General features: G+C 67.5%; 22 protein-coding genes and 1 pseudogene. 14 read left to right on the top strand and 9 right to left on the bottom strand.

Annotated elements, in window-relative coordinates:
• Positions 1-38 precede the first annotated feature (38 nt).
• A complete protein-coding gene (locus NS1_RS20120; protein WP_062986868.1) occupies positions 39-1,160 on the bottom strand; it encodes a PQQ-dependent sugar dehydrogenase in 1,122 nt (373 codons plus the stop codon).
• A 141-nt stretch (positions 1,161-1,301) separates the two neighbouring features.
• Between NS1_RS20120 and NS1_RS20125 the strand changes: the two genes are divergently transcribed.
• A complete protein-coding gene (locus tag NS1_RS20125; RefSeq protein WP_062986869.1) occupies positions 1,302-2,153 on the top strand; it encodes a DoxX family protein in 852 nt (283 codons plus the stop codon).
• On the opposite strand, the gene NS1_RS20130 is transcribed toward NS1_RS20125, so the two are convergent.
• Positions 2,146-2,640, bottom strand: a complete 495-nt coding sequence (locus NS1_RS20130; protein WP_062986870.1) for a MarR family winged helix-turn-helix transcriptional regulator — start codon at positions 2,638-2,640, stop codon at positions 2,146-2,148. The two genes, NS1_RS20125 and NS1_RS20130, sit on opposite strands and share 8 nt — an antisense overlap.
• Positions 2,641-2,726: 86 nt before the next feature.
• Here NS1_RS20130 and NS1_RS20135 point away from each other — a divergent pair, with 86 nt between their 5' ends.
• Complete coding sequence (locus NS1_RS20135; RefSeq protein WP_062986871.1) at positions 2,727-4,346, top strand: DHA2 family efflux MFS transporter permease subunit; 1,620 nt, start codon at positions 2,727-2,729, stop codon at positions 4,344-4,346.
• Positions 4,347-4,536: 190 nt separating this feature from the next.
• Here the strand turns inward: NS1_RS20135 and ilvD are convergent, their stop codons facing one another.
• Both ilvD and NS1_RS20145 read right to left on the bottom strand, forming a co-directional pair.
• Positions 4,537-6,378, bottom strand: a complete 1,842-nt coding sequence (gene ilvD, locus NS1_RS20140) for a dihydroxy-acid dehydratase (RefSeq protein ID WP_062986872.1) — start codon at positions 6,376-6,378, stop codon at positions 4,537-4,539.
• Between the two features lie 291 nt (positions 6,379-6,669).
• Positions 6,670-7,437, bottom strand: a complete 768-nt coding sequence (locus NS1_RS20145) for a PH domain-containing protein (RefSeq protein WP_255284617.1) — start codon at positions 7,435-7,437, stop codon at positions 6,670-6,672.
• Positions 7,438-7,752: 315 nt separating this feature from the next.
• Here NS1_RS20145 and NS1_RS20150 point away from each other — a divergent pair, with 315 nt between their 5' ends.
• The 8 genes and pseudogenes from NS1_RS20150 (at position 7,753) to NS1_RS20175 (ending at position 15,056) form a co-directional block, all read left to right on the top strand.
• On the top strand, positions 7,753-9,681 hold the full coding sequence (locus NS1_RS20150; protein WP_062986873.1) for an acetolactate synthase large subunit: 1,929 nt from the start codon (positions 7,753-7,755) through the stop codon (positions 9,679-9,681).
• A complete protein-coding gene (ilvN, locus tag NS1_RS20155; RefSeq protein WP_019048314.1) occupies positions 9,678-10,181 on the top strand; it encodes an acetolactate synthase small subunit in 504 nt (167 codons plus the stop codon). Before NS1_RS20150 ends, ilvN begins: the two co-directional genes overlap by 4 nt.
• 63 nt (positions 10,182-10,244) lie before the next feature.
• Positions 10,245-11,258, top strand: coding sequence for a ketol-acid reductoisomerase (ilvC, locus tag NS1_RS20160; RefSeq protein WP_056812085.1), 1,014 nt, complete (start codon positions 10,245-10,247; stop codon positions 11,256-11,258).
• Between the two features lie 75 nt (positions 11,259-11,333).
• Positions 11,334-11,534 carry a hypothetical protein gene (locus tag NS1_RS41765; RefSeq protein WP_255284618.1) on the top strand — a complete coding sequence of 67 codons (201 nt, stop codon included), beginning with the start codon at positions 11,334-11,336 and terminating at the stop codon, positions 11,532-11,534.
• Positions 11,531-12,115: a nucleotidyl transferase AbiEii/AbiGii toxin family protein gene (locus NS1_RS20165; protein WP_062986874.1), complete on the top strand. Its 585-nt coding sequence runs from the start codon at positions 11,531-11,533 to the stop codon at positions 12,113-12,115. The genes NS1_RS41765 and NS1_RS20165 overlap by 4 nt, the downstream gene beginning before the upstream one ends.
• Before the next feature lie 95 nt (positions 12,116-12,210).
• Positions 12,211-12,330, top strand: a pseudogene (locus tag NS1_RS40875) (ketol-acid reductoisomerase); the annotation flags it as partial.
• A gap of 158 nt (positions 12,331-12,488) precedes the next feature.
• Entirely contained in the window at positions 12,489-13,586 is a 1,098-nt protein-coding gene (locus NS1_RS20170) for a DUF4185 domain-containing protein (RefSeq protein ID WP_062986875.1), read from the top strand.
• Positions 13,587-13,697: 111 nt separating this feature from the next.
• The gene (locus NS1_RS20175) at positions 13,698-15,056 is read left to right on the top strand and encodes a DUF2252 domain-containing protein (RefSeq protein WP_062986876.1); all 1,359 of its coding nucleotides are present in this window, start codon (positions 13,698-13,700) and stop codon (positions 15,054-15,056) included.
• On the opposite strand, the gene NS1_RS20180 is transcribed toward NS1_RS20175, so the two are convergent.
• Positions 15,026-15,688, bottom strand: coding sequence for a hypothetical protein (locus NS1_RS20180; protein ID WP_218019953.1), 663 nt, complete (start codon positions 15,686-15,688; stop codon positions 15,026-15,028). The genes NS1_RS20175 and NS1_RS20180 overlap by 31 nt on opposite strands.
• A gap of 88 nt (positions 15,689-15,776) precedes the next feature.
• Here NS1_RS20180 and NS1_RS20185 point away from each other — a divergent pair, with 88 nt between their 5' ends.
• Genes NS1_RS20185 through NS1_RS20195 form a run of 3 tightly spaced genes read left to right on the top strand, consistent with a single transcriptional unit; the run spans position 15,777 to position 18,814 of the window.
• Positions 15,777-16,502, top strand: coding sequence for a TetR/AcrR family transcriptional regulator C-terminal domain-containing protein (locus NS1_RS20185; RefSeq protein WP_062986877.1), 726 nt, complete (start codon positions 15,777-15,779; stop codon positions 16,500-16,502).
• A 54-nt stretch (positions 16,503-16,556) separates the two neighbouring features.
• Positions 16,557-17,441 carry an AAA family ATPase gene (locus NS1_RS20190; protein ID WP_062986878.1) on the top strand — a complete coding sequence of 295 codons (885 nt, stop codon included), beginning with the start codon at positions 16,557-16,559 and terminating at the stop codon, positions 17,439-17,441.
• The gene (locus NS1_RS20195; protein ID WP_062986879.1) at positions 17,441-18,814 is read left to right on the top strand and encodes a vWA domain-containing protein; all 1,374 of its coding nucleotides are present in this window, start codon (positions 17,441-17,443) and stop codon (positions 18,812-18,814) included. The genes NS1_RS20190 and NS1_RS20195 overlap by 1 nt, the downstream gene beginning before the upstream one ends.
• A 1-nt stretch (position 18,815) precedes the next feature.
• Here NS1_RS20195 and NS1_RS20200 read toward each other — a convergent pair whose 3' ends face one another.
• The 3 genes from NS1_RS20200 to NS1_RS20210 form a co-directional block, all read right to left on the bottom strand.
• On the bottom strand, positions 18,816-19,469 hold the full coding sequence (locus tag NS1_RS20200; protein WP_062986880.1) for a hypothetical protein: 654 nt from the start codon (positions 19,467-19,469) through the stop codon (positions 18,816-18,818).
• Between the two features lie 125 nt (positions 19,470-19,594).
• Positions 19,595-20,050, bottom strand: a complete 456-nt coding sequence (locus NS1_RS20205) for a nitroreductase family deazaflavin-dependent oxidoreductase (RefSeq protein ID WP_062986956.1) — start codon at positions 20,048-20,050, stop codon at positions 19,595-19,597.
• Between the two features lie 31 nt (positions 20,051-20,081).
• Positions 20,082-20,537: a carboxymuconolactone decarboxylase family protein gene (locus NS1_RS20210; protein ID WP_056812067.1), complete on the bottom strand. Its 456-nt coding sequence runs from the start codon at positions 20,535-20,537 to the stop codon at positions 20,082-20,084.
• Between the two features lie 176 nt (positions 20,538-20,713).
• Here NS1_RS20210 and NS1_RS20215 point away from each other — a divergent pair, with 176 nt between their 5' ends.
• Positions 20,714-23,203 carry a tetratricopeptide repeat protein gene (locus NS1_RS20215; protein ID WP_062986881.1) on the top strand — a complete coding sequence of 830 codons (2,490 nt, stop codon included), beginning with the start codon at positions 20,714-20,716 and terminating at the stop codon, positions 23,201-23,203.
• Here NS1_RS20215 and NS1_RS20220 read toward each other — a convergent pair.
• Positions 23,163-23,690, bottom strand: coding sequence for a DinB family protein (locus NS1_RS20220; protein ID WP_062986882.1), 528 nt, complete (start codon positions 23,688-23,690; stop codon positions 23,163-23,165). The two genes, NS1_RS20215 and NS1_RS20220, sit on opposite strands and share 41 nt — an antisense overlap.
• Between the last annotated feature and the right edge of the window lie 26 nt (positions 23,691-23,716).

The raw sequence follows: 23,716 nt of genomic DNA on the forward strand, positions 1-23,716 counted from the left end.
CCGTCCTGCGAACGCAGGACGGGCGGCCGCTTCGTTTCCTAGTCCGGGCCGCCTGCTCCGCCCTGCGGCGGCGGGATGCGGACGACGCGGTCGTCGAATTCGCCTGGCTCGCCGTCGGTTTTGTTGGTGGTGGTGACCCAGATGCTGCCGTCGGCGCTGGCGGTGGCGCCGAGGAGCTTGCCGTACTTGTCCTGTGCGATCAGGGTGGGGGCGGTGGTGACGGCGAAGGTGGTGGGGTCGGCGGCGACGGCGGCCAGGGCCTTGCCTTCGTTCAATGCGATGCCGACACCGTCGCCGGTGGCCGTGCAGCCGCCGACGCCGGGGTGGTCGGGCCAGGTCCAGGAGACGCTGAGAGTGCCGTCGGCGCCCAGGTGTTGGAGACGGTCCTCGGCGGCGGTGCGGTCGGTGACCCACATGCCGTCTTTGCCGTCGCGGCAGATGTCGCCGGCCGAGCCGATGCCCGACGCCACCACCTGCGGTTTGTTCGCGCCCGACGACGGCGATTCCAAGCGGAGCAGTTTGCCGCCGAGCGAGCCGGGATCGGCTGCGGCGCCGGGGTTTCCGGCGTCGCCGGTGAGGATCATCAGCTGCGTCGGCGTCGCCCATTCCAATGCGCCGCGATTTCCGCTGGCGCCCTTGGGAATTCCGGTAAGGATCGGCTTGGCCGCCCCGCCCTTGGACAGTCGGACGACCCGATTGTCACTACCGGTGGTGATGTAGGCGTACATCAGCCCGTCCTCACCGAAGGTGGGGGAGAGTGCGATATCGGAGATGCCGCCGTCGGTCGACCCGTCGACGGGCACGCTGGCGATCTCCACCGGCGTCTCCTGCGGTGTGCTCGCGTCGACCGGTTTCACCTGCAGGATCCGCCCGGTCTTCCGCTCCGCGACGAAGGCGCCCTCGCCCACCGTGATCAGCCCGGCGCCCGATTCCATGCAGGTCGCGATGACGTTGGGATCGGGATCGATACACGGCCCGGTCGGACGCGGGGGCTGCGACGGCTCGTCCTGCGGCTTCTTCGGCTCCGCACCGGACCCGCCCAGCTGCGGTTCGGTGGTGAACGGACTCGAGGCCGACTCGTCGAAACGGGCGCACCCGGCTAGCAAAACGGTGCTGAGTGCCACCCCGACTGCCACGCGGCCCGCAATTCCCGAACTCATATGTCAGACGTTACCGGCACCGGTGCGGGCCTGACGCGCCCGTAGCGTCCGGATGCATCTGTCACCGGCAGTCGAGCGGGGCTGACACGCCCGTTGCCAGGAAGGGCGGCACACCGCGACCACACGTCATAAGGTGAGTCGGTGACCGACAAGTCGAATGACACTCCGAAGGCCGAAGGTTCGGCACCGGCCGGGCAGGGCCCGTCGGCGGCGGGTCGCCCGGTGACCAGCCCGTTCGATTCGCCGACGACGCAGATGCGCAAGCCGGACCCGAAGGACGTTCCACGCACCGACGAGGACCTCGGTCTCGACCCCGGTGACGAGGTTCCCGGTGCGAGTACCGCCAAAACCGGTCCTGGTGGCGGCGACGACGCAAACGGGTACGCGACGATTCCGCCCGCGTCCGCGGCCTCGGCGGCCACCGTCCGCTTGCAGCGCCGCAACCGTGAGGCCCGCCGCGGCACCCTGGATCTCGGCCTGTTCGTGCTGCGCCTGGTGGTCGGCTACACCTTCATCTACCACGGCCTGCAGAAGCTGACCGGCTGGTTCCACGGCCCCGGCCTCGACGGCACCGAAGCCATGATGGAAGGCGGCGGCTGGGACTACCCGTCACTGTCGACCGCGCTGGTGATCGCCGGTGAACTCGGCGGCGGCATCCTGCTGGTGATCGGCCTGGCCACCCCGCTGGCCGCGGGCGCCGTCCTGGCCACGATCTTGAACGCGTGGATGTGGAAGCAAGGGATGGTCCCGGGCTTCCAGTACAACGCGGGCACCCCGACCGGCGTCGAACTCGACTCCGTTCTGGCCGGTACCGCCCTGGCGATCATCCTCACCGGCCCCGGCCGCTGGTCCTTCGACCGCACCCGAGGCTGGGCCACCCGCCCCTCCTACGGTTCCTTCGTGGTGGTCCTACTCGCCATCGCCGCCGCCATCCTCACCTTCTGGTTCCTGCACGGCGGCAACCCGCTGAAGGGCGTCGGCCCCTTCAACTGAGTTGCGGCTGCGGCGGCGCGGGTTCGGCCAGGTGGATGGTCATCGTGGCGTGGACGTCGGCCAGGAAGGCTTCGAATCGTCGCAGCTCCTCGGGGGAGTATTTTCCCATCACCGTGTCCTCCACCTTTGTGCCGAGCGGACCGAAGAAGTCGTTGGCGAGGGTGTGGATGCGGGGTGTGCTGCGCAGTGTGATGACGCGACGGTCGTCGTGTTCTCGGCTACGCGCGATATGACCGGCCTGTTCCAGCCGGTTCAGCAGCGCGGTGGTGGCGCTGTTGGACAACGAGATCCGTTCGCTGAGCCGTGCCGGTGACAGTGTGCTCCCGCGTTCCTCGGCGGTGAGGATCTCGATCAGGGCCTCGGCATCGGTCGAGTGCAACCCGAGCCAGGTCGCGAACCGACGGGCGAGTTCCCGGTAACTCGCGCCGTAGGCCCGCATGCCTTCGTGGATTCGTTCGTACTGGGCGCGAGCGTCCGACTGGCTCATAGATTCCTTTCGCATCGTTTGACATCCTATTGCTCCGAATATACTTTGATCATGGAAATATTCCACCATGGAACTAGGAGTGTGCGATGAGTCAAGAGTCGTCCATCCGCCGATGGCTCGGCTTGATCGCCATCGCCCTCGGCGTGGCGCTGATCGTGGTCGACACCACGATCGTGAACGTGATCATCCCGTCGATCATCAGTGACCTGGATACGGGTTCCACCGAGGCGCAATGGATTCAGGAGTCCTACGCGATCGTCTTCGCGGCCCTGCTGTTGGTGGTCGGCCGGATCGCCGACATGGTCGGGGCGCGCCGGGTGTTCGTCACCGGTGTCGTGGTGTTCGGCGCGACCAGCATCCTGGCCGGGCTCGCCCCGGACGGGGGACTGCTCGTCATCGCCCGATTCCTACAGGGTGCGGGCGCGGCGATGATCCTGCCGACCTCCCTGGCCCTGCTCAATGCCAACTTCACCGGCAAAGCCCGTGGTCAAGCCTTCGCGGTGTGGGGTTCCACGATCGGCGCGGCCGCCGCGCTCGGTCCGCTGCTCGGTGGCTGGCTGGCCGAGCATGTGTCGTGGCGCTGGGCGTTCGGCATCAATGTGCCGCTGGCCGTGCTGATCGTGGTCGGTGTGCTGGCGTGCATCGCGCCGTCGCCGAAGGTCGCGGGCCGACTCGATGTGCTCGGGTCGATCCTGTCGGTGCTCGGTCTCGGGCTGCTCGCCTTCGGGCTGGTCGAGGGACGTACCTACGGCTGGATCACCACTATCCATCCATTGGGCATCGCCGGATTCACCTGGGGGAGTGGGCCTTCGCCGGTGTTGGTCGCGCTCGTGCTGAGCGCGCTGGCGTTGGGCGGTTTCGTCGTCCGGCAGGTGCTGTTGCGCCGCGGCGGTAATGCCGACAAGGCGCTGATGGACCTGAGCCTGTTCTCGCTCGCCTCGTTCCGCAACGGCAATATCGCCACGCTGATCATCGGTCTCGGCGAGTTCGGCATCGTCGCGGTGCTGCCGCTGTGGTTGCAGTTCACCCTCGGTTACAGCGCCCTGCAGGCCGGTCTCGCCCTGGTGCCGATCGCCATCGGCAGCTTCATCGCCAGCGGCGCCAGCTTCGGCATGGCGGGCAAGGCGTCGCCGCTGAACATGGTCCGCCTCGGCCTCGGACTCGAGGTCGTCGGTCTGGCGGCGCTCGGCTTCTTCGCCGCTACCGACAGCTCATGGTGGTCGATCGCGCTGGTCCTGTGCGTGTACGGCATCGGCGTCGGTTTCGCCACCGCCCAGGTGACCAATGTCGTCCTGGCCGACATCCCCGAAGCCGACAACGGCCAGGCGTCCGGCATCCAGAGCGCGTTCCGCCAACTGGGTTCCGCCCTCGGCATCGCCCTGCTCACCACCATCTTCTTCACCACGCTGAGCTCGAACGTCGATGACGACCTCACCGCCATGGGCACGCCACCGGCCCAAGCCCAGCAATACGGCCACGCCATCACCGGCAGCGCGGGCGCGGCGATCGAAGGGTTCGCCGCTCAGCCGGATACGCAAGAGGTAGCCACCGCAGGCCGATCCGCCATGACCGCCGGCGTCAACCTCGGCGCCTACCTGGCCGCGGGCTTCGTCCTACTCGGCCTCGTCGCCACTGCCCTGATTCCCTCCAGAACGGGCCGCGACGACGAGTCGTCGACGTCGACAACGCAACCCGCCCTCGTCTGACACCAAGAGATCTGGCCCCGTCGCACATATGGACGGGGCCAGACCTACTGTGATCGGCGAAAAGAACTACTGATCTCGCAAGAACATGGGTAACTCACCGGGAACGAGCTGACCCGACAACCAGCGCGCCGCCGGTCGCATCGATGACCGGCGGCGCACCTGGGTCTGGCTTGAATACGCGGAGAGGCGGCTAAGGCACGTGCCGGACCGCGCCCTTGTCGGCTGAGGTGGCGAGCGCCGCGTAGGCGCGCAGGGCGGTGGTGACCGTGCGCTCGCGGTTGAGCGGCTGCCACGGACGCTCCGAGGCTTCCATCTTCGCGCGGCGTTCGGCCAGGACCTCGTCGGAGACAAGGACTTCCAGCGCGCGGGTGTGCACATCGATGCGGATGCGGTCACCGTTCTGGACCAGGCCGATCACGCCACCGGACGCGGCCTCGGGCGAGACGTGCCCGATCGACAGACCCGAGGTGCCGCCGGAGAAGCGTCCGTCGGTGATCAGCGCACAGACCTTGCCGAGGCCGAGGCCCTTGAGGAACGACGTCGGGTGCAGCATCTCCTGCATACCCGGACCGCCCGCGGGGCCTTCGTAGCGGACGACGACCACGTCACCGGGCTGGATCTTCTTGCCCAGGATCATCGACACCGCCTCCTCCTGCGACTCGACCACCACGGCCGGGCCTTCGAAGGTGAACAGGTCTTCGTCGATGCCCGCGGTCTTGAGGATCGCGCCGTCGGGGGCGATATTGCCGCGCAGCACGCACAGCCCGCCCTCGACGGTGTAGGCGTTCTCGATGTCACGGATGCAGCCGCCCGCGGCATCGGTGTCGAGCGAGGACCAGCGGTTGCTGGTGGAGAACGGTTCCACCGTGCGCACGCCACCGGGGGCGGCGTGGAACAGCTCGACGGCTTCGTCGGAGGCCTTGCCCGAGCGCACATCCCAGGTGTCGAGGTACTCCTCGAACGAGGTGGTGTGCACGGTGGTGACGTCGGTCTCCAGCAGCCCGCCACGACGCAGCTCACCGAGGATGGCGGGGATGCCACCGGCGCGGTGCACGTCTTCCATGTGGTAATCGGAGTTCGGCGACACCTTCGCCAGGCACGGCACCCGGCGGCTGATCTCGTCGATGCTCTGCAGATCGAAGTCGATCTCGCCCTCCTGCGCGGCGGCGAGGGTGTGCAGCACGGTGTTGGTCGAGCCGCCCATGGCGACGTCGAGCGCCATCGCGTTGCGGAAAGCCTTGGCGTTGGCCACGTTTCGCGGCAGCACCGAGGCGTCGTCGTCCTGGTACCAGCGCTTGGCGATATCGACGATCACCGTGCCCGCCCGCTCGAACAGCGCACGCCGCGCGGAGTGGGTGGCCAGGGTGGAACCGTTGCCGGGCAACGCGAGTCCGAGTGCCTCGGTCAGGCAGTTCATCGAGTTCGCGGTGAACATGCCCGAACACGAACCACAGGTCGGGCACGCGGACCGTTCGACCTCGTCCAGTCCTTCGTCGGACACGGCCTGGCTCGCGCTCGCGGAAATCGCGGTGATCAGGTCGGTCGGCGCCTGGGCGACACCGTCGACGATCACGGCCTTGCCCGCCTCCATCGGTCCACCGGAGACGAACACGGCGGGGATGTTGAGGCGCATCGCGGCGTTGAGCATGCCGGGAGTGATCTTGTCGCAGTTGGAGATACACACCAGCGCGTCGGCGGTGTGGGCGTTGGCCATGTACTCCACGGAGTCGGCGATGATCTCGCGCGAGGGCAGCGAGTAGAGCATGCCGCCGTGACCCATGGCGATGCCGTCGTCGACGGCGATGGTGTGGAACTCGCGCGCGATGCCACCGGCGGCGGCCACCGCCTCGGCGACGATCTCGCCCATGTTCTTGAGGTGCACGTGACCCGGAACGAACTGCGTGTACGAGTTCGCGATCGCGATGATCGGCTTGCCGAAGTCGGAATCGGTCATGCCGGTCGCGCGCCAGAGCGAGCGCGCGCCCGCGGCATTGCGGCCGATGGTGGTGGTGCGTGAACGAAGCGGTGGCATTGAAGTCCTCGTAGTGTCGCTGGGTGCGTGGCAGGCGTGCGAGCAGGGGGCTGACCTGCGTGGCACGTGCGTGTACGCGGTGCGTCCGGCAAGCCGCAACGTTACTCCGGCGGGCGATGGTCGCGTCGCGCCGGTGGTAGGTCCGCGGATGATGGAACCGGGGCTCGAGGCGGGAGTGTCGCTCCGTGAGATGTCGCCGCGGTGGTGCCGTCGGCGCGGGGTTGCCCGGTCGCCGTCAGCTTACCGCTACAACGGCCGACGTCGTCGAGCTGATTCCCGCAGTGCCGACGGTCACTGCTCGGACTTCGGCTCCGCGTCCGGTTCGGCCTTCGCGTCGGCCTCGGCCTTCGCGTCGGATTCCGCCTTCGCCGTAGCACGCTCGGCGGCAAGGCGTTCGGCGTCGGCCGCCTCAGCGGCGGCGAACACATCGGGCAGCCGACCCCCGGACGCCTCGATCAGCTCACGCAGCCGGTCGTACCCGACCGCGGGCAACTTCACCTCGGAGTCGTCGTCGAGCCGGGCTCGCACGTATCCGCGCTTGGGAATGCTGATCCCCTTGACCCGCGCCCAGTCGAGGTGCTTCTTCTTGCCGATCATCGAACTCAGATCCAGCCCGGCCTCGGACACGGTCGTATGCGTGCGCACGACCCACCACACCGCGATGACCGGGGCCAGCAGCAGCGGCCACAGCGCCACCGGCCACCCGACGAACGGGAAGAACACGCAGAACGCCAGCACCAGCACGCCGATATAGGCCAACCGGGGAACGCCGATCACGTGCACACCGGGGGTCGGCGTGTTCGTCTTGCGCGGAACCAGCAGCCAGACGATCACGGCGACGGGCACGATCAACCCGATCCGCACCCCCAGCGACCAATCCTGCACGGTCCCGACGACGACGAAGATCAGGTACGCGAGTACCACTGCTCCGATCGCCGCGAGCCGCCCCGTGCCGGCCGCGCGCAGGCCGCCGGGTCGCGACGGGCGACCCGTATCGGTTCCCTCGTCGGTGGTGTGGGACGATTTAGCCGGTGGCACGGACTGATGCGGTGATGACACCCTCCTATCCTCGCATCTTGGTACACGGACCCACGCAACCACTCGAGTCCCACAGAATGGGACCGGAGCGGAAAGCCTGTTTGACTCGACGCAGTACGCGCGCCTAACGTCGTACGTGTGATTCGAAACGAGCTCGTAATCGGCCGGCGCGTCCAGCGTCGAGCCTGACTGTCTAGTCAATACGTCAGCTCGCGTTTGCGACGCGCCACCCTCGAACAGCCATGTGCTGGGCGGGGGCTTTTTTGTGTTCGGGCGAATGCCAGCGGCCCTTCCGGGCCAGTCCGAGTCAGAACGAGACAGTGAGGAACCAAGACGGTGAGTGCACCAACCGCACGACCCGGGCCATCGGCCCGCAGGTCAGCGCCTTCAGCTACCCCCGGTAGTCCGGCTACCGACCCCGCCCGTCGTCAGGTCGCGCCCGAGCGCGTCACCGGCGCGCAGTCGGTGGTCCGGTCGCTCGAAGAGCTCGACGTCGACACGGTATTCGGCATTCCCGGCGGCGCGGTCCTTCCTGTCTACGACCCGCTGTTCGACTCGAAGAAGGTCCGTCACGTCCTAGTGCGCCACGAGCAGGGCGCCGGTCACGCGGCGACCGGTTACGCGCAGGCCTCGGGCAAGGTCGGTGTGTGTATGGCCACATCCGGCCCCGGCGCCACCAACCTGGTGACCCCGCTGGCGGATGCCCAGATGGACTCGGTCCCGATCGTGGCGATCACCGGTCAAGTGCCGTCGAGCCTGGTCGGCACCGACGCGTTCCAGGAAGCCGACATCTCCGGCATCACCATGCCGATCACCAAGCACAACTTCCTCGTCAAGGACGCCGCCGACATCCCGCGCACCCTGGCCGAGGCGTTCTACCTCGCCGCCTCCGGTCGCCCCGGCGCCGTCCTGGTCGACATCACCAAGGACGCCCTGCAGGCCCAGACCACGTTCTCGTGGCCGCCGGAGATGCGTCTGCCCGGCTACCGCCCGGTCACCAAGCCGCACGGTAAGCAGGTGCGCGAGGCCGCCAGGATGATCCTGGAGTCCAAGCAGCCCGTGCTCTACGTCGGTGGCGGCGTCATCAAGTCCGACGCCTCGGCCGAACTGCTCGAGCTGGCCGAACTCACCGGCATCCCGGTGGTCACCACCCTGATGGCGCGGGGCGCGTTCCCCGACAGCCACACCCTCAACATGGGCATGCCCGGCATGCACGGCACCGTCGGCGCGGTGGCCGCGCTGCAGAAGTCCGATCTGCTGATCACCCTCGGCGCTCGTTTCGACGACCGCGTCACCGGTCAGCTGGACTCCTTCGCCCCCGACGCGAAGGTCATCCACGCCGACATCGACCCGGCCGAGATCGGCAAGAACCGCCACGCCGACGTCCCGATCGTGGGCGACGCGCGTGAGGTCATCGTCGAGCTGATCGAGACCCTCAAGGCCGATCCGCAGTCCGGTGCCGCACCGCTGCTGACCCTCACCGAATGGTGGGCCTACCTCAGCGGCATCCGCGAGAACTACCCGCTCGGCTGGAAGACCCCCAGCGACGGCTCGGTCTCGCCGGAGTACGTCATCGAGACCCTCGGTCGCCTCGCGGGCCCCGAGGCCGTCTACTGCGCCGGCGTCGGCCAGCACCAGATGTGGGCCGCGCAGTTCATCAAGTACGAGAACCCGCGCACCTGGCTCAACTCGGGCGGTCTCGGCACCATGGGTTACGCGGTTCCCGCGGCCATGGGCGCCAAGATGGGCGCGCCGGAGAAAGAGGTCTGGGCGGTCGACGGTGACGGCTGCTTCCAGATGACCAACCAGGAACTGGCCACCTGCGCGATCGAGGGCGTGCCGATCAAGGTCGCCCTGATCAACAACGGCAACCTGGGCATGGTCCGCCAGTGGCAGACCCTGTTCTACGAAAAGCGCTACTCCAACACCGATCTCGGCACGCACTCGCTGCGCATCCCCGACTTCGTGAAGCTGGCCGAGGCGCTGGGCTGCGTCGGCATCCGGGTGGAGAAGGAGTCCGAGGTCGAGGACGCGATCCGGCAGGCCCAGGCCATCACCGACCGCCCGGTCGTGATCGACTTCATCGTCGGCAAGGACGCGCAGGTCTGGCCGATGGTCGCCTCGGGCACCAGCAACGACGAGATCATGTTCGCCCGCGGTATCCGTCCGCTCTTCGACGAGGACGAGTCGGTGTCCGAACCGGCCGTCATCCACGAGGCGATGGAACGCGAGCAGGCCACATTCGAGAAGGGCGACGACGAATGAGCACCACCCACACCCTGAGCGTCCTTGTCGAGGACAAGCCGGGCGTGCTGGCGCGAGTCGCGAGCCTGTTCTCGCGCCGTGGCTTCAACATCGAATCCCTCGCCGTCGGTGGCACCGAGATCCCCGAGATCTCGCGCATGACGATCGTCGTCACCGTCGATGATCTGCCGCTCGAGCAGGTCACCAAGCAGCTCAACAAGCTGATCAACGTCATCAAGATCGTGGAGCAGGACGCCGACGCCTCGGTGGCCCGCGAACTGATCCTGGTGAAGGTGCGGGCCGACGCGTCGGTGCGCACGCAGGTGATCGAGGCCGTGCAGTTGTTCCGCGCCAAGGTGATCGACGTCTCGCCCGACGCGCTGACCATCGAGGCCACCGGCACCCGCTCCAAGCTCGACGCGCTGCTGCGCATGGTCGAGCCGTACGGGATCCGCGAGATCGTGCAGTCGGGAGTCGTGGCCGTCGGCCGCGGGCCCAAGTCGATCACCGCGACCCGCTGAATCGCCCCCAGCAACCTCCGCGATAACTTTTCCTAACCATCATTTTCAGAAGGGACCAATCAAGTGGCAGTCGAGATGTTCTACGACGACGACGCTGACCTGTCGATCATCCAGGGCCGCAAGGTCGCCGTGATCGGTTACGGCAGCCAGGGCCACGCGCACTCGCTGAGCCTGCGCGACTCCGGCGTCGACGTCCGCGTCGGCCTGGCCGAGGGTTCGAAGTCTCGCCCGAAGGCCGAAGAGGCCGGTCTGACCGTCGGCACCCCCGCCGAGGTCTCCGCCTGGGCCGACGTGATCATGGTGCTCGCCCCCGACACCGCTCAGGCGTCGATCTTCACCAACGACATCGAGCCCAACCTGAAGGACGGCGACGCGCTGTTCTTCGGCCACGGCCTCAACATCCACTTCGGTCTCGTCAAGGCTCCGGCCGGCGTCACCGTCGCGATGGTCGCCCCCAAGGGCCCCGGCCACCTGGTGCGTCGTCAGTTCGTCGACGGCAAGGGCGTTCCGGCTCTGATCGCCGTCGATCAGGACCCGACCGGCGAGGGCCAGGCGCTGGCGCTGTCCTACGCCAAGGGCATCGGCGGCACCCGCGCCGGCGTCATCAAGACCACCTTCAAGGAAGAGACCGAGACCGACCTCTTCGGTGAGCAGGCCGTGCTCTGCGGTGGCACCGAGGAACTGGTCAAGATCGGTTTCGAGGTCATGGTCGAGGCGGGCTACGCCCCCGAGATGGCCTACTTCGAGGTCCTGCACGAGCTCAAGCTGATCGTCGACCTGATGTACGAGGGCGGCATCGCCCGCATGAACTACTCGGTCTCCGACACCGCCGAGTTCGGTGGCTACCTGTCGGGCCCGCGCGTCATCGACGCAGGCACCAAGGAGCGCATGAAGGCGATCCTGACCGACATCCAGGACGGCACCTTCGTCAAGCGCCTCGTCGCCAACGTCGAAGGCGGCAACAAGGAGCTCGAGGGTCTGCGCAAGGAGAACGCCGAGCACCCCATCGAGGTCACCGGCGCCAAGCTGCGCGGCCTGATGAGCTGGGTCGACCGCCCGATCACCGAAACCGCGTAAGGTTTCACCGCGTCTCGAAAGGCCCGTTCGCCACGTGCGAGCGGGCCTTTCGGCCTTCTGACGTAACCTGGTGGCGTGACGGAAGCAACGCCAGCTCAGCGACTTCGGCTCGCTCTGGAGATGTCGGAATTCGGCGTGCAGATGTACCGAACACGGATGCGCCGGATGTACCCGAATGCGTCCTCGACCGAGATCGCGGACAAAGTCGCATCCTGGCTCCTATCCCGGTCAGGCGTTGAAGACGCAGCTGGTCGGCCATCCGCCAGGTTTGCGTGAACGCCCTCGAATCAGCGCTGCGGCGTGCGCGAGCCGACATCGACAAGCTGGGCTACCGCTGGGCCCTCGTCGGTGGCTTCGCGGTCTCGGCCCGCTCTATTCCCCGATTCACCCATGACATCGACCTCGCGGTCGCCGTAGCCGATGATGGTGACGCGGAAGCACTGGTGCGCAGCATGTTCGACGCGGGCTACACCGTGTACGCGTCCGTCGAACACGACAATGGACGACTCGCCACGATACGCCTGCGAAGAAACTTCGACGGTGTCCCCGTTCTGGTCGATCTGCTCTTCGCGAGTTCAGGAATCGAGCACGAGATAGCCGCCGCTGCCGACGAGATCGAGATCGTCCCCGACCTCAGTCTGCCGGTGGCGACGACCGGGCACTTGATCGCTCTCAAACTGCTCTCTCGTGATGACGCGACGCGTCCGCAAGATCTCGCCGATCTGCGTGAGTTGCTGAGCGTCGCCACCGAGGGCGACATCTCGATAGCTCGTTCGGCTGTGCGACTGATAGCCGAACGTGGCTTCAACCGAGACCGCGACCTGGGGTCGAGTCTCGATGCCCTGCTCGCATCCTGAAGCCCGCGCATCCCTACTACTCATTGGTAAGCGAGGTGTTCAGAACATCGTCGCCGCCGGGCACACAGTAAGCCTCCCTTCGTGCAGGGCATCGCGGCACTCACGAGCTCGAGGGTCTGCGCAAGGAGAACGCCGAGCACCCCATCGAGGTCACCGGCGCCAAGCTGCGCGGCCTGATGAGCTGGGTCGACCGCCCGATCACCGAAACCGCGTAAGGTTTCACCGCGTCTCGAAAGGCCCGTTCGCCACGTGCGAGCGGGCCTTTCGGCATGCTGACGTAACCTGGTGGTGTGACGGAACCAACACCGGCCCAACGACTTCGGCTCGAGCCGACCAGGGTGGGTGTGCCATTCGCGTCACGGATCTGAACCCTGTGCCTTCGGCTGACCTCGGCGGCGGCGATCTCGCGATTCCGTTCGAGCTGCCCACTGGCGATGTCGGCTTCATCTGGGGCGACTCGTTCTCCGGGGACGGCCCGTACGGCCCACCGATGGGCGGCATCGGGAACTGGCGTTCCCCCATCATCACGCGCACGTCGCAGCGCGACCCCGCCGAGCCGATCGTCATGGCCACCTCGCCGGGCACCGACGGCCGCCAGCTGTGGGACTACCAGCACGACAACGCCGAATACTCCACCGTCCTGCCGTGCGACGCGATGACCGTCGACGGCCGGATCTACCTGTGGGTCATGTACACCCAGGGCCTGGGCAACGAGAAGTGGTGCGAGGTCTGGACATCCGACGACAGCGGCATCACCTGGGCCCGTAGCGGTTCGAAGTTCTGGTGCGGCGCCTTCGCCGGCAAGCGGGTCATGATCTCCTGGGCCAAGGACCCGCACAGCGACTGGGTGCATATCATCTCCACCGGCGGCCTGGCCAGGAACAAGGACATGCTGCTGTGGCGCGCGACGGTCGACGGCCTGTCCGATCCGCACGCCTGGCAGGGCTGGGGCTGGGACGGCGACAACTGGGCCTGGAACCGTGAGCCGACGCCGATCCTGCCTGGTTGGCGGTTCGGCGAGATCTGCCTGCGCTATGTCGAGAACAGGGCCGTGATCTCCGGATTCGACGCGGGGGACTACTCGATCTTCGTCAAGGTCGGCGACCAGATCGACAACACGAACTGGATCACGACCCACACCCACCGGCCGATCACCGGGATGCCGCGCGGTGTCGACACGGTCCCGCGCCTGTACGGCGGCTACATACACCCCTACAGCAGGCTCGAGGACGGCAAGTTCACCCTCATCGTCTCCGAGTGGGCGCAGAACGGGAATCCCTATCGGGCGACCCAATTCACCTGCACCGGGATTCGCCGGAAGGCGCTGGTCCCGGTACCTGACCCCGAACCGACCCCGGAGCCCCAGCCGACGCCCGATCCTCGGCCGACCCCACCACCGGACCCGCATCGGACCTGGTGGCAGGAGCTCGTCCGCCGAGTCGACGAGTGGCGCAGGCGGCTCGGTCCGTAGCGCCGGTCCCCTTGCTGTCGGCGGTCGATAGCTGGTCGGCGGCTAACTCTGTCACCGCATGGTTATCCGCTGGTCCTTGCCGTAACGGCACGGTAGCGCGAGACTTGCTCGATGACGACGGTTGAGGATTTCGATCGGCAGGCGGCGGAGATCGGTAAAGCGGCGCGGAAGCGGGTTCCTCGTAGCGCGTTGGGGGAGTGGAAACCGGCGCCGGGGCGGGAGGACCCGGTGGCGATTCTGTTGAAACAGAACGAGAGCCGGGTGCCGTCGCTGGTGCCGATCCGGATGGCGCGAATGGCGGTGTCGCCGTTCACCTTTCTGCGGGGTGCCGCGGCGGTCCTGGCCAGTGACCTGGGGAGCGGTCCGGATACGGGGCTCATCACGCAACTGTGCGGCGACGCGCATCTGTCGAACTTCGGGCTCTTCGGCACTCCTGAACGCAATCTCGTGTTCGATGTGAACGACTTCGACGAGACGCTGCCCGGCCCGTTCGAGTGGGACGTCAAACGCCTGGTCGCCAGTGTCGCGGTCGCGGCGCTCAACAACGGCTGTTCCGATGAGGACGCGGCATCGGCGGCGGAGGCGACCGCCCGCGGCTATCGCGAGGGCATCGAGGCGATGACAGAGCAGGACAGTCTGGAGATCTGGTACGACCGGGTCGACTCCGACAAGGTTCTCGAGCTGGTCCAGAAGAAGAGGGGCCGCAAGCTGGCTGAGAAGACGATCGCCTCGGCCAAGAAGCGCACCAGTCTGCAAGCACTGGACAAACTCACCGAACCCGATGCCGACGGCATTCCGCGGATCAAGGATCAGCCGCCGCTGCTGGTACCCATCACCTCCCCCGACGCGGCGACCGTGAAGTCGCTGTTCGCCGAATACCGGCGCACGCTGCCCGACCACATGCGCGTGCTGCTCAACCGCTACGCCTTCGTCGAGGCCGCCGTGAAGGTCGTCGGGGTCGGCAGCGTAGGTACCCGATGCTTCGTCGCGCTGCTGATGGACAAGGAGTCCGGCACTCCGCTGTTCCTGCAATTGAAGGAGGCCGACATCTCGGTGCTGGCGCCGTATCAGAAGGCGAGCCGATACAAGCACCAGGGACATCGTGTCGTCGCCGGTCAGCGCTTGATGCAGGCGTCGAGCGATATCTTCCTCGGCTGGGCCACCGGCCCCGCGGGCGTGCACTACTACTGGCGTCAGTTCCGCGACATGAAGGGCTCCGTCGAGATCGACAATCTCACCCACGGGCAACTGGCCAACTACGGCGCCGCCTGCGGCGGCGTGCTGGCCCGCGCCCACTGCCGCTCCGGCGATCCGCTGGCGATCGACGCCTATATCGGCGGCAGCGAGAAGTTCGACACGGCTCTGAGCGATTTCGCCATGTCGTATTCGGATCAGACGATGGCCGATTATCGCCTGCTGATGGCCGCGATCAAGGACGGTCAGGTGGAAGTCGCCGCCAACCCGTACTGATCGGCCTTTGTCGGAGCCGACCGATACAGCGCGATGCCGATCGCGAACAACCACAGCATGGTGAGCCCGCCGACGGTCGCCGTGGTGCCCCACCCGTTGGCCGCATAGAAGTCGGCTGGTGTGTTTCCGAAGAACAGCGACGGCACGAACGCGAAGTTCACCGCCGCGAGCGCCCAGCTGGTCACGATGCACCAGCGGGGTAGTAGCCGCGCGGCGGCGATGGCGAAGGCCACGAGGAACAGTCCTTCCAGCAGGCGTGAGACGGTCCCGTACAGGATGTAGGTACCGGTGACGGTGATCGTGGGGTCGATCGGTTCGGGCGCCGCGATCACCGCACCGACCTCGAGGCCGGTCGACACGAGGACGACGGTGAGCCAGGCGGTTCCGGCCGCCGCGGCCAGCGACCCGAACCATGCGCGTTCCGGGTCGCGGTGTCGCACCACAGCGGCTAGCCCGCTCATGAACACCACGAACAGCGTGACGCCGATCAATCCGAGCAGGCATCGGGTGAGCACATTCGCGTCCGGCGGTGCGCCCGAGTACAGGAAGTACAGCGGTAGTTCGATCAGCGTGCATGCGGCTCCAGCGAAGGCGGCTGCTCCGGTGATGCGCTGAATCTGGTTGATGTCCACAGTTTTCGCCCCTCGCCCCAAATTAGTATAAGACTTAAACTATAACCCCTATGTTAAGTTGTGGAAACCCCGAACGAATGAGGAGACGGTGACCAGCAAGCAGCCCGGTCCGGCTCGACCGCGCGTCGGACGTCCGGCCGAACTGGACGCGGATCGCATCGTCGCAACGGCCATCGCGCTCGCTGATCGCGAAGGTCTGCGCGCCGCTTCGCTGACGAAAGTGGCTGCCGCACTGGATGTCACGCCGATGTCGCTCTACCGCCACATCGGCTCGAAAGGCGGCCTCACCGACTTGATGGCCGACACTGCCTTCGGCCCGCCGCCCGTCATCGGCCCGGCCTGGCGCCCCGCGCTGCGCGAGTGGGCGACCGGTCAGCGAACAGTGTTCGCCCGCCACCCGTGGCTGACCCAGATCCCCATCACGGGCCCGCCCCGCGGTATCAACGCCCTCGCGTGGATGAATGCCGGCCTCGCCGCCTTGCGGGAGACCCGGCTGGACTGGGGCGCCAAGCTCGGGGCGATCACCGTGATCGGCGGCTACGTCCGGCAGGCGTTTGTCACCGACCGTCACATGGCCGAGCAGCGCGGCGCCGAACAGCGCAGCGAGGCTCAATCCCTCGACGCGTACCAGCGCGACGTGTCGACCCTCGACCTGTCTCACTTGCCCGAGATCGCCGCGCTCTTCGCGGATCAGGCTTTCGCCGAGGTCCCCCCGGACGAAGAGTCGGCGGCGGGCGATTTCGCCTTCGGTCTCGACCTTATCCTGGACGGCGTCGCTGCCGCGGTCGCCACGGCCGAAAAGCCGCGGTCGTAGTCACCGGGACTCGCGTCGCCGCCGCGTCGGCTGCAGTGGATACACTCATTACCGATGAGTAACTTCTTTTCCTCGGTGGACCAGGTGACCGACAGGCTGACAGCCGCCGGTTACCTGCCGTCCCTCGATATCGCGACCGCGGTCTTCCTCGCCGACCGCCTCGGCAAACCCTTGCTGATCGAGGGACCGGCGGGCGTCGGTAAGACCGAGCTCGCCAAGGCTGTCGCCGCCGCGGTGCGCGCCGAGCTCATCCGTCTGCAGTGCTACGAGGGCGTGGACGAGGCCCGCGCCCTGTACGAGTGGAACCACGCCAAGCAGCTGCTCCGGATCACCGCCACCTCCGGTGAGGACTGGGACAGCACCCGCGACCACGTCTTCACCGAGGAATTCCTGCTCGCCCGTCCGCTGCTGGCAGCCATCCGCAACCCCGATCCCACGGTCCTGCTCATCGACGAACTCGACAAGGCCGACGTGGAGCTCGAGGGTCTGCTGCTGGAAGTCCTCGGCGACTTCCAGGTGAGCATTCCCGAACTCGGCACCGTCACCGCCGTCCGCAAGCCGTTCGTCATCCTCACCTCCAACGCCCACCGCGACCTGTCCGAAGCGCTGAAGCGTCGCTGTCTGTATCTCCATATCGACTATCCGACAGCGGAATTGGAGAAGGCGATCGTCGCGCTCAAAGTTCCCGAGCTCGACGCCGCGCTGGCCGAACCGGTGGTGGCGACGGTGAGCGCGCTCCGGCAGCTCTCCCTGCGCAAGGCGCCCTCGATCGCCGAAACCGTCGACTGGGCAAGGACTTTGGTCGCGTTGGGAACGCGGACACTGACCGGCGGTGTGGTCCGCTCGACGCTCGGGGTGCTGCTGAAGTACCAGTCGGACCATCGCATCGCCATCGATCGGCTCGGTCTCGACGACCAGGCGGACGGCAGCGTGCGGTGATGAGCCCTTCGCGCATCGTTCCCACGAGCGCTCGGCTCGTCGATTTCGTCACCCTGCTGCGCGAGCACAACATTCACGCGGGTCCCAGCGAAACCATCGACGCGGCAGCCGCGATCGTAGCCCTCGGTGACGCCGACCCCCGCGTCCTGCGCGCGGGCCTGGCCGCCTGCCTGCTCCGCCGCAACGGCCAACGCAAAGTCTTCGACCAACTCTTCGACCTGTACTTCCTCGGCGTCTCGCTGCCGCCCGCGCGCCCGAGCGAGAACGCAGAAGACCTGCGCGAACGTCTGCTCGCCACCCTCGTCCAGGGTGAGGACACCGCCGAACTGGCCCGCGAAGCACTCGACACCTTCGGCGCCTACGGCGGTGCGGGGGAGAGCGCGGGCCGGGTCACCCAGGCCTCCGGTGCGGGCTGGTCCTCATACCTGACCATGAAATCGCTACGCCCGGATGAGATCTCCGAGCAGCTCGCTCAAACCATGGGTGGTACAGGGCAGTTCGACACGGCGGTGCGCACCATCGAGGCCCGTCGCCGCGTCGACCGGTTCCGTACCGATGTGCAAACCGAGGCGCGCCTGCGCTCGGCCGAATTGCGCGGCACCGACTACATCGCCCGCCGCGGCGTCGAGAACTCCGCGGACCGCACGGATTTCCTCGGTGCCCGCGAACAGGACCTCGCCGAGATGCGTCGCCTCGTGCACCCACTGGCCCGCAAACTCGCCACCCGACTGGCGGCGCGCCGCAAGAAGGCGGTCCGCGGCCAGATCGATCTGCGCCGCACCCTGCGTCGTTCCATGGCCACCGGTGGTGTCCCGGTCGATCCGGTACTGCGCGCCCGCAAACGCGGCCGCCCCGATCTCGTTGTGCTGGCAGATGTTTCGGGCTCGGTCAGCGGTTTCGCCGAATTCACCCTGCAACTGGTGCAGGCCCTGCAGGACCAGTTCAGCAAGGTCCGCAGCTTCGGCTTCGTCGACACCTGCGCCGAGATCACCCAGTACTTCACCCCCGGCGAACCGCCACCGCCGGGCTTCGCGCAGAACATCGTGCGCGAAGGCGGCGTCGCCCGGTTCGGATCCAGCAACTACGGCGAGGTCCTCCAGGGTTTCGTCGACCATTACCTCGACGCGGTCGGCCCACGCACCTGCGTGCTGATCCTCGGTGATGCCCGCACCAACCGCACCGACCCGAATCTCGCCGCGCTGCAAGCGATCACCGAGCGCGCGAAGGCGGTCTACTGGCTCAACCCGGAGCCGTCGCGCTCGTGGTCGACCGGTGACTCGGCCGCCGAGGACTACACCGAGATCGTCACCATGCACGAATGTCGCAATGTCGCCCAGCTCGCCGAGGTGATCGGCAGACTGCTGCCCGCCTGATTCAGCGGTATTTCGTGGTGCCTGCCGAGGTGCGCGAATTGCTGACCAGTTTGGCGAAGCACTCGTCGACGGGGATCGACCTGGCGTCACACCAGGCATTGGCGGAGTCGGGATCGCTGTAGGTCGTTCCGGCCAGCGTTATCCACCATCCCCGCAGGTCGAACGTGGCCCAGTCGTCGCTCCAGACCAGTCGGGCCCCGGGATACCGGTCGCGCATCCGTTGATGTTGGGCGAGGATCTCGCTGCTGGTCCAGTTCACCATGTGCCCGTCGACGTCGGGCGCGACCAATCCCGGCTGTTTGGCCGAGAGCTGAGGCACCCACCGGTTGGCCACCCCCGCGCTGACGAAGGGCTGGTCGGCATCGGCTTGTGCGCGCAAGGTAGCGAGAGCCTGGGCTTGGAGGTCTATGGGGGCGGGCGCCGGGACAGGGGCAGGCACCGGCACTGGTGCCGAGGCCGCAATGGTCGCGGCGGTGGGGGAAGGCGCGGCGGTCGAGGAGTTGCGGTCGCGTTGCAGGACGATGATTCCCACCGCGATCACGCCGACTCCCAACGCCATGACAACCACCAGTGCCCCCAGAATCCACGGCCACGGTGACGGCCGTTGCGGCGGTGGCATGGCTTGCTGGTATCCGGGATAGCCGGGATAGCCCATGTTCGCCTCCGCTCTCGCGGCGGCCGAACGGTCCCCATCAGGCGCTCGGTCGCCCGTGCCTGCTGAGCAGTCTATGACTGTTCAGCAGGTCATTCGGCTTCCGTTGCGCAACCGACATCCGTATTTCAGGCGCTCAGCCGCACGACGGCGTACTCGCGCCCGGCCTTGGTCTGGTACTTGTCGTAGCGCGGTTGGGCGGTGGTGATGTGTTCCCAGGCGGTTGCCCGCTCGGCACCGTCGAGCACGTGCGGTGTCACCGCGACGGCATCTCCAGCGGGTAGCTGAATGGTTGCCTGATCGGGCTGACTCATCAGGTTGAGGAACCAGTCGGGGTGTCCGTCCTTGCCGCCGGAGGCGACGAGCAGCCAGGACCCGTCCTCGCCGGGGAACCAGGAGATCGGAGTGTCACGCGGCTGACCACTGCGGCGGCCGACCGTGTGCAGGATCAGCACGTCCATCCCCATGAAGGTGCCATTGCCGCGGCGGATCTTGCGGTTCATCCGCGCGTTCATCCGGTGCTGCATCCAGCGCGAGAATCCGCTGTGTGAGTTGCTCTTGCTCGCTTGCTGATTCGAAGACATGGTGACAGTTCCTTTCACAGGGAGGGGAGCCTCAGCCCCAGGCGCCGGCGATCTGACGGGTGCTGGCGTTGAGCCGGTTGAACATGTTGGTGACGCCGATCATCAGCACGATCGAAGCGAGCTGCTTCTCGTCGAAGTAGCTGGCGGCGCTGTCCCAGATCTCGTCGGTGACCGCGTCGGGACGGTCGGCCATCCGGGTGGCGGCTTCGGCGAGTTCGAGGGCGGCGCGCTCCTCCTCGGAGAAGAACGGGGTCTCGCGCCAGGCCACCACGGTGGCGAGGCGGTCTTCGCTGACGCCCGCTTTGCGCGCGGTGGTGGTGCCACCGAGAACGCAGGCGCTGCAGCCGTTGATCTGGCTCACCCGCAGGTGGACCAGCTCCAGGATCTCGCCGTCCACGCCACCGGTCTCCACGGCCTTGAGCACCTGCTGGATCGGGCCCATCGCGTCGGTGAGGACCATGGCCGGGTTCTTCATCCGAGACTGCATGTCGTTCTCCTTGTTCGGTGCTTGTCCGCTGCTTGCGGTGTGTCTCAATAACAGCCCGTGCGACGCTGGAACAGAATGGCTGTGGGACACTGTGGGACAGCGGAAAACGGCCCTGACCACCGGCTTGTCGGTCGTGAGATTTCTGGTGCAGGCCGGGACAACGGGAGTGGAACACGGTGGTTGCGCAACAGCGGACGGCACGGGCATACCCGCAGGACGAGCTCGCAACGCGGCTGCGACTGATCCAGGAACTCTCCGGCCGCGGCGTGCGCGCCCTGGCCCGCGACACCGGCCTGAGCTCGTCCTCGCTCTCGCGCTACCTCAGCGGCCAGACGGTCCCGCCGTGGCCCGCGGTCCTCGAGCTGTGCCGCCTGGTCAAACGCGACCCGCGCCCGCTGCGCCCGCTCTGGGAGCGCGCCAACAACCCCCTGCCCGCCCCGCCGAAGACCAGCCGTCAGCCCGCCCCGCCGAGCCCACCGGCCGACGCCCCACCCCCGCCGCGCAACGACCTGCCCCGCGACGTGCCCGACTTCACCGGCCGCGAGCAGGCACTGGCCGACGTGCTCGCCGCCGTCCGGGCCGACCGCGTGGTCGCGATCGACGGCATGGCAGGCGTCGGGAAAACCTCCCTCGCCGTGCACGCCGCGCATCGACTCACCGCCGAATACCCTGATGCCCAGCTGTATCTGGACCTCCACGGCTTCACCGACGGACGGCAGCCGCTCGACCCCGACGCCGCCCTTCGTGCGCTGCTGGCCGCCTTGCAGGTGCCCTCGGAGAAGGTGCCCCAGGACGGGGAAGTCGAACTGCGAGCGGCCTGTTGGCGTTCGGAGCTCGCCCGGTTGCGCGCTGTCGTCGTGCTCGACAATGTCGCCGATGCCGCGCAGGTCAGCCACCTGTTGCCGGGCGCGGGCGAGTCGGTGGCCATCATCACCAGTCGCAACCGGTTGCTCGAACTCGACGAGGTCCCGCCGGTGACCCTCGACGTGCTCACGCCGGAGGAGAGCGCCGAACTGCTGGTGCGGGCCAGCGGCGACGCTCGCGTCGGACGGCTGGCCAAGGAGCCCGAGCAAGCCGCCGAAGTGCTGCGCCTGTGCGGCAACCTACCCCTGGCGCTGCGCTTGGCGGCCGCTCGTCTCCGGCATCGCCCGGGCTGGTCGGTCGGCATCCTCGTGGAGCGAATGGCCGAGGGCGCCAGCGAATTCGACACCGCCTTCGGCATGTCGGTGCGTCAGCTCAACCGCGACCAGCGCCGCCTGTTCCGGCTGCTCGGCCTGATCCCCGGCTCCACGTTCACCGATTACGTCGCCGCCGCGGTGGCCGACGTCTCGCTGCGCAGCGCCCGCGCCATGCTCGAGGACCTCCTCGACGCGCATCTCGTCCAGCAACCCGCCGACGGTCGCTACCGACTCCACGACCTGGTCCGCCAACACGCCCGCACCGCGACCTTCGAACACGACACCCCCGCCGACCGCGAACGTGCCCTGCACCGCATCCTCGACTACTACGTGCACACCGCGGCCGCCGCCGACACCGCCATGCCGTTCCTGTCGCCGACCCGCCCCGTCTCCGCCGGTTCGCCGCCCGCCGAGCTCCCGCATTTCCCCGGTCGTGACGCCGCGTTCTTCTGGTTCGTCTCCGAGTACACCAACCTGATGGCTGTGTTCTACGCCGCCGTCGAAGCCGGCGCCGACACCCACGTGTGCGAACTGCCCCGCTTCATGCGCGCCTTCTTCGCCCGCCGGTGCGGCACCACACATCTCAACGCGCTCTTCGAACAATCCCTCACCGCCGCACAGAATCTCGGCGATCCACGGCAACTCGCCGAAGCGCACAGCGATCTGGGTTTCGCCCGCTACAACGCGGGCCGCATGACCGAAGCGGCCGCCGCCTACGCCGCCGCCGCGCCCCTGGTCGTCGAAGTGGGTGACCCGCTGCCCCGCGCCGAACTGACGATGCGCTGCGCCCAATTACGCTGGGACGAAGGCAGTATCGAAGAACCGCTGGAACTGTTCCGGCAAGCCCGCGACCTCTACACCACCGGCGGTTGCCCGACCAGCGCCGCCGACGCCATCGCCGGCGAAGCCTGGGCCATGCTCCAGCTGGGGCAGCGCGACCGGGCCGCCCACCTGGCCCGCGAAGCCCTCGCCGTCCCCACCGTCCACCCGTCGCTCCAGGCCCAGATCACCCTCGGCGTGGCGATCGCCGCCGACGAACCCGAAGAGGCCCTCGGCCACCTGGACCGCGCCCTCGCCCTCGCCCGCGAGGACGGCCACAAACACAATGAAGCCTGGTGCCTGAACTGCCGGGGTGTCGCCCTGCGTGAAATGGGTCGCTACGAAGAAGCACTCGCCAGCCACCGAGAAGCCTTCGCCCTGTTGGACGCGCTCTTCGAAGACCACTGGAAGATCCACTTCCTCAACAGCTACGCCGAAACCTGCCGTCTCGCAGGACTACCCGACGAGGCCCTCGACCTCTATCGCCAAACCCTCACCCTGGCAACGGAACTGGGCTATCGCTTCGAGGAGGCGACAGCCCACCAGGGCATCGCTGATGTCCTCGACGCGACCGACCCGGCCGCCGCCACCGAACACCGCGCGGCAGCCGAGTCCCTCTTCGCCGACATCACCCCATCGACTTCGCTCCATCCAGCGACTCCCGGATGATGTCGGCGTGGCCGGAGTGCTGGGCGGTCTCGGTCATGATGTGCATCAGCGTGCGGCGCGCGGTCCAGCGTCCGCCGGGCTCGAACCACGGCGCCTCCGGCAGGGGCTGACTCACGTTCAGATCCGGGAGGGTGCGCACGAGCTCGTCGGTGCGTGCGGCCACCTGCTCGTATTCGGCCAACACACCCTCGAGCGTGTCGCCGGGCAGCATCCGGAAGATATCGCTCCACTGCGCGATCTGCTCCTCGGTCATCGAGTCGAAGTCGGGGGCTTTCGCGGGCCCGTCGAGGATGAAACCCACCCAATTCGCTTCCACCGCGGCCACATGCTTGATCAGTCCACCCAGGCACAGCTCGCTGGCCGTCGTGCGCAGACCCGCCTGCTCGTCGGTGAGGTCGCGGACGGTGAAGCGCAGGAAGTGCCGGTGCTTGGCGAGCATCTCGAGGATGTCGGTGCGCTCGGTATCGATCTGGGTGCTCGTGGTCATGTCCGGATCCTTTGCTTGTCGGTGTT

The sequence above is a fragment of the Nocardia salmonicida NBRC 13393 genome (genome assembly GCF_001613085.1).
In the GTDB taxonomy this organism is placed as follows: domain Bacteria; phylum Actinomycetota; class Actinomycetes; order Mycobacteriales; family Mycobacteriaceae; genus Nocardia; species Nocardia salmonicida.

Excerpts from the sequence above, each read along its gene's own strand:
- NS1_RS20120 (WP_062986868.1), bottom strand. The coding sequence starts at position 1,160 with ATGAGTTCGGGAATTGCGGGCCGCGTGGCAGTCGGGGTGGCACTCAGC.
- NS1_RS20130 (WP_062986870.1), bottom strand. The coding sequence starts at position 2,640 with ATGAGCCAGTCGGACGCTCGCGCCCAGTACGAACGAATCCACGAAGGC.
- NS1_RS20135 (WP_062986871.1), top strand. The coding sequence starts at position 2,727 with ATGAGTCAAGAGTCGTCCATCCGCCGATGGCTCGGCTTGATCGCCATC.
- ilvD (WP_062986872.1), bottom strand. The coding sequence starts at position 6,378 with ATGCCACCGCTTCGTTCACGCACCACCACCATCGGCCGCAATGCCGCG.
- ilvN (WP_019048314.1), top strand. The coding sequence starts at position 9,678 with ATGAGCACCACCCACACCCTGAGCGTCCTTGTCGAGGACAAGCCGGGC.
- NS1_RS20175 (WP_062986876.1), top strand. The coding sequence starts at position 13,698 with ATGACGACGGTTGAGGATTTCGATCGGCAGGCGGCGGAGATCGGTAAA.
- NS1_RS20190 (WP_062986878.1), top strand. The coding sequence starts at position 16,557 with ATGAGTAACTTCTTTTCCTCGGTGGACCAGGTGACCGACAGGCTGACA.
- NS1_RS20195 (WP_062986879.1), top strand. The coding sequence starts at position 17,441 with ATGAGCCCTTCGCGCATCGTTCCCACGAGCGCTCGGCTCGTCGATTTC.
- NS1_RS20200 (WP_062986880.1), bottom strand. The coding sequence starts at position 19,469 with ATGGGCTATCCCGGCTATCCCGGATACCAGCAAGCCATGCCACCGCCG.
- NS1_RS20205 (WP_062986956.1), bottom strand. The coding sequence starts at position 20,050 with ATGTCTTCGAATCAGCAAGCGAGCAAGAGCAACTCACACAGCGGATTC.
- NS1_RS20210 (WP_056812067.1), bottom strand. The coding sequence starts at position 20,537 with ATGCAGTCTCGGATGAAGAACCCGGCCATGGTCCTCACCGACGCGATG.
- NS1_RS20220 (WP_062986882.1), bottom strand. The coding sequence starts at position 23,690 with ATGACCACGAGCACCCAGATCGATACCGAGCGCACCGACATCCTCGAG.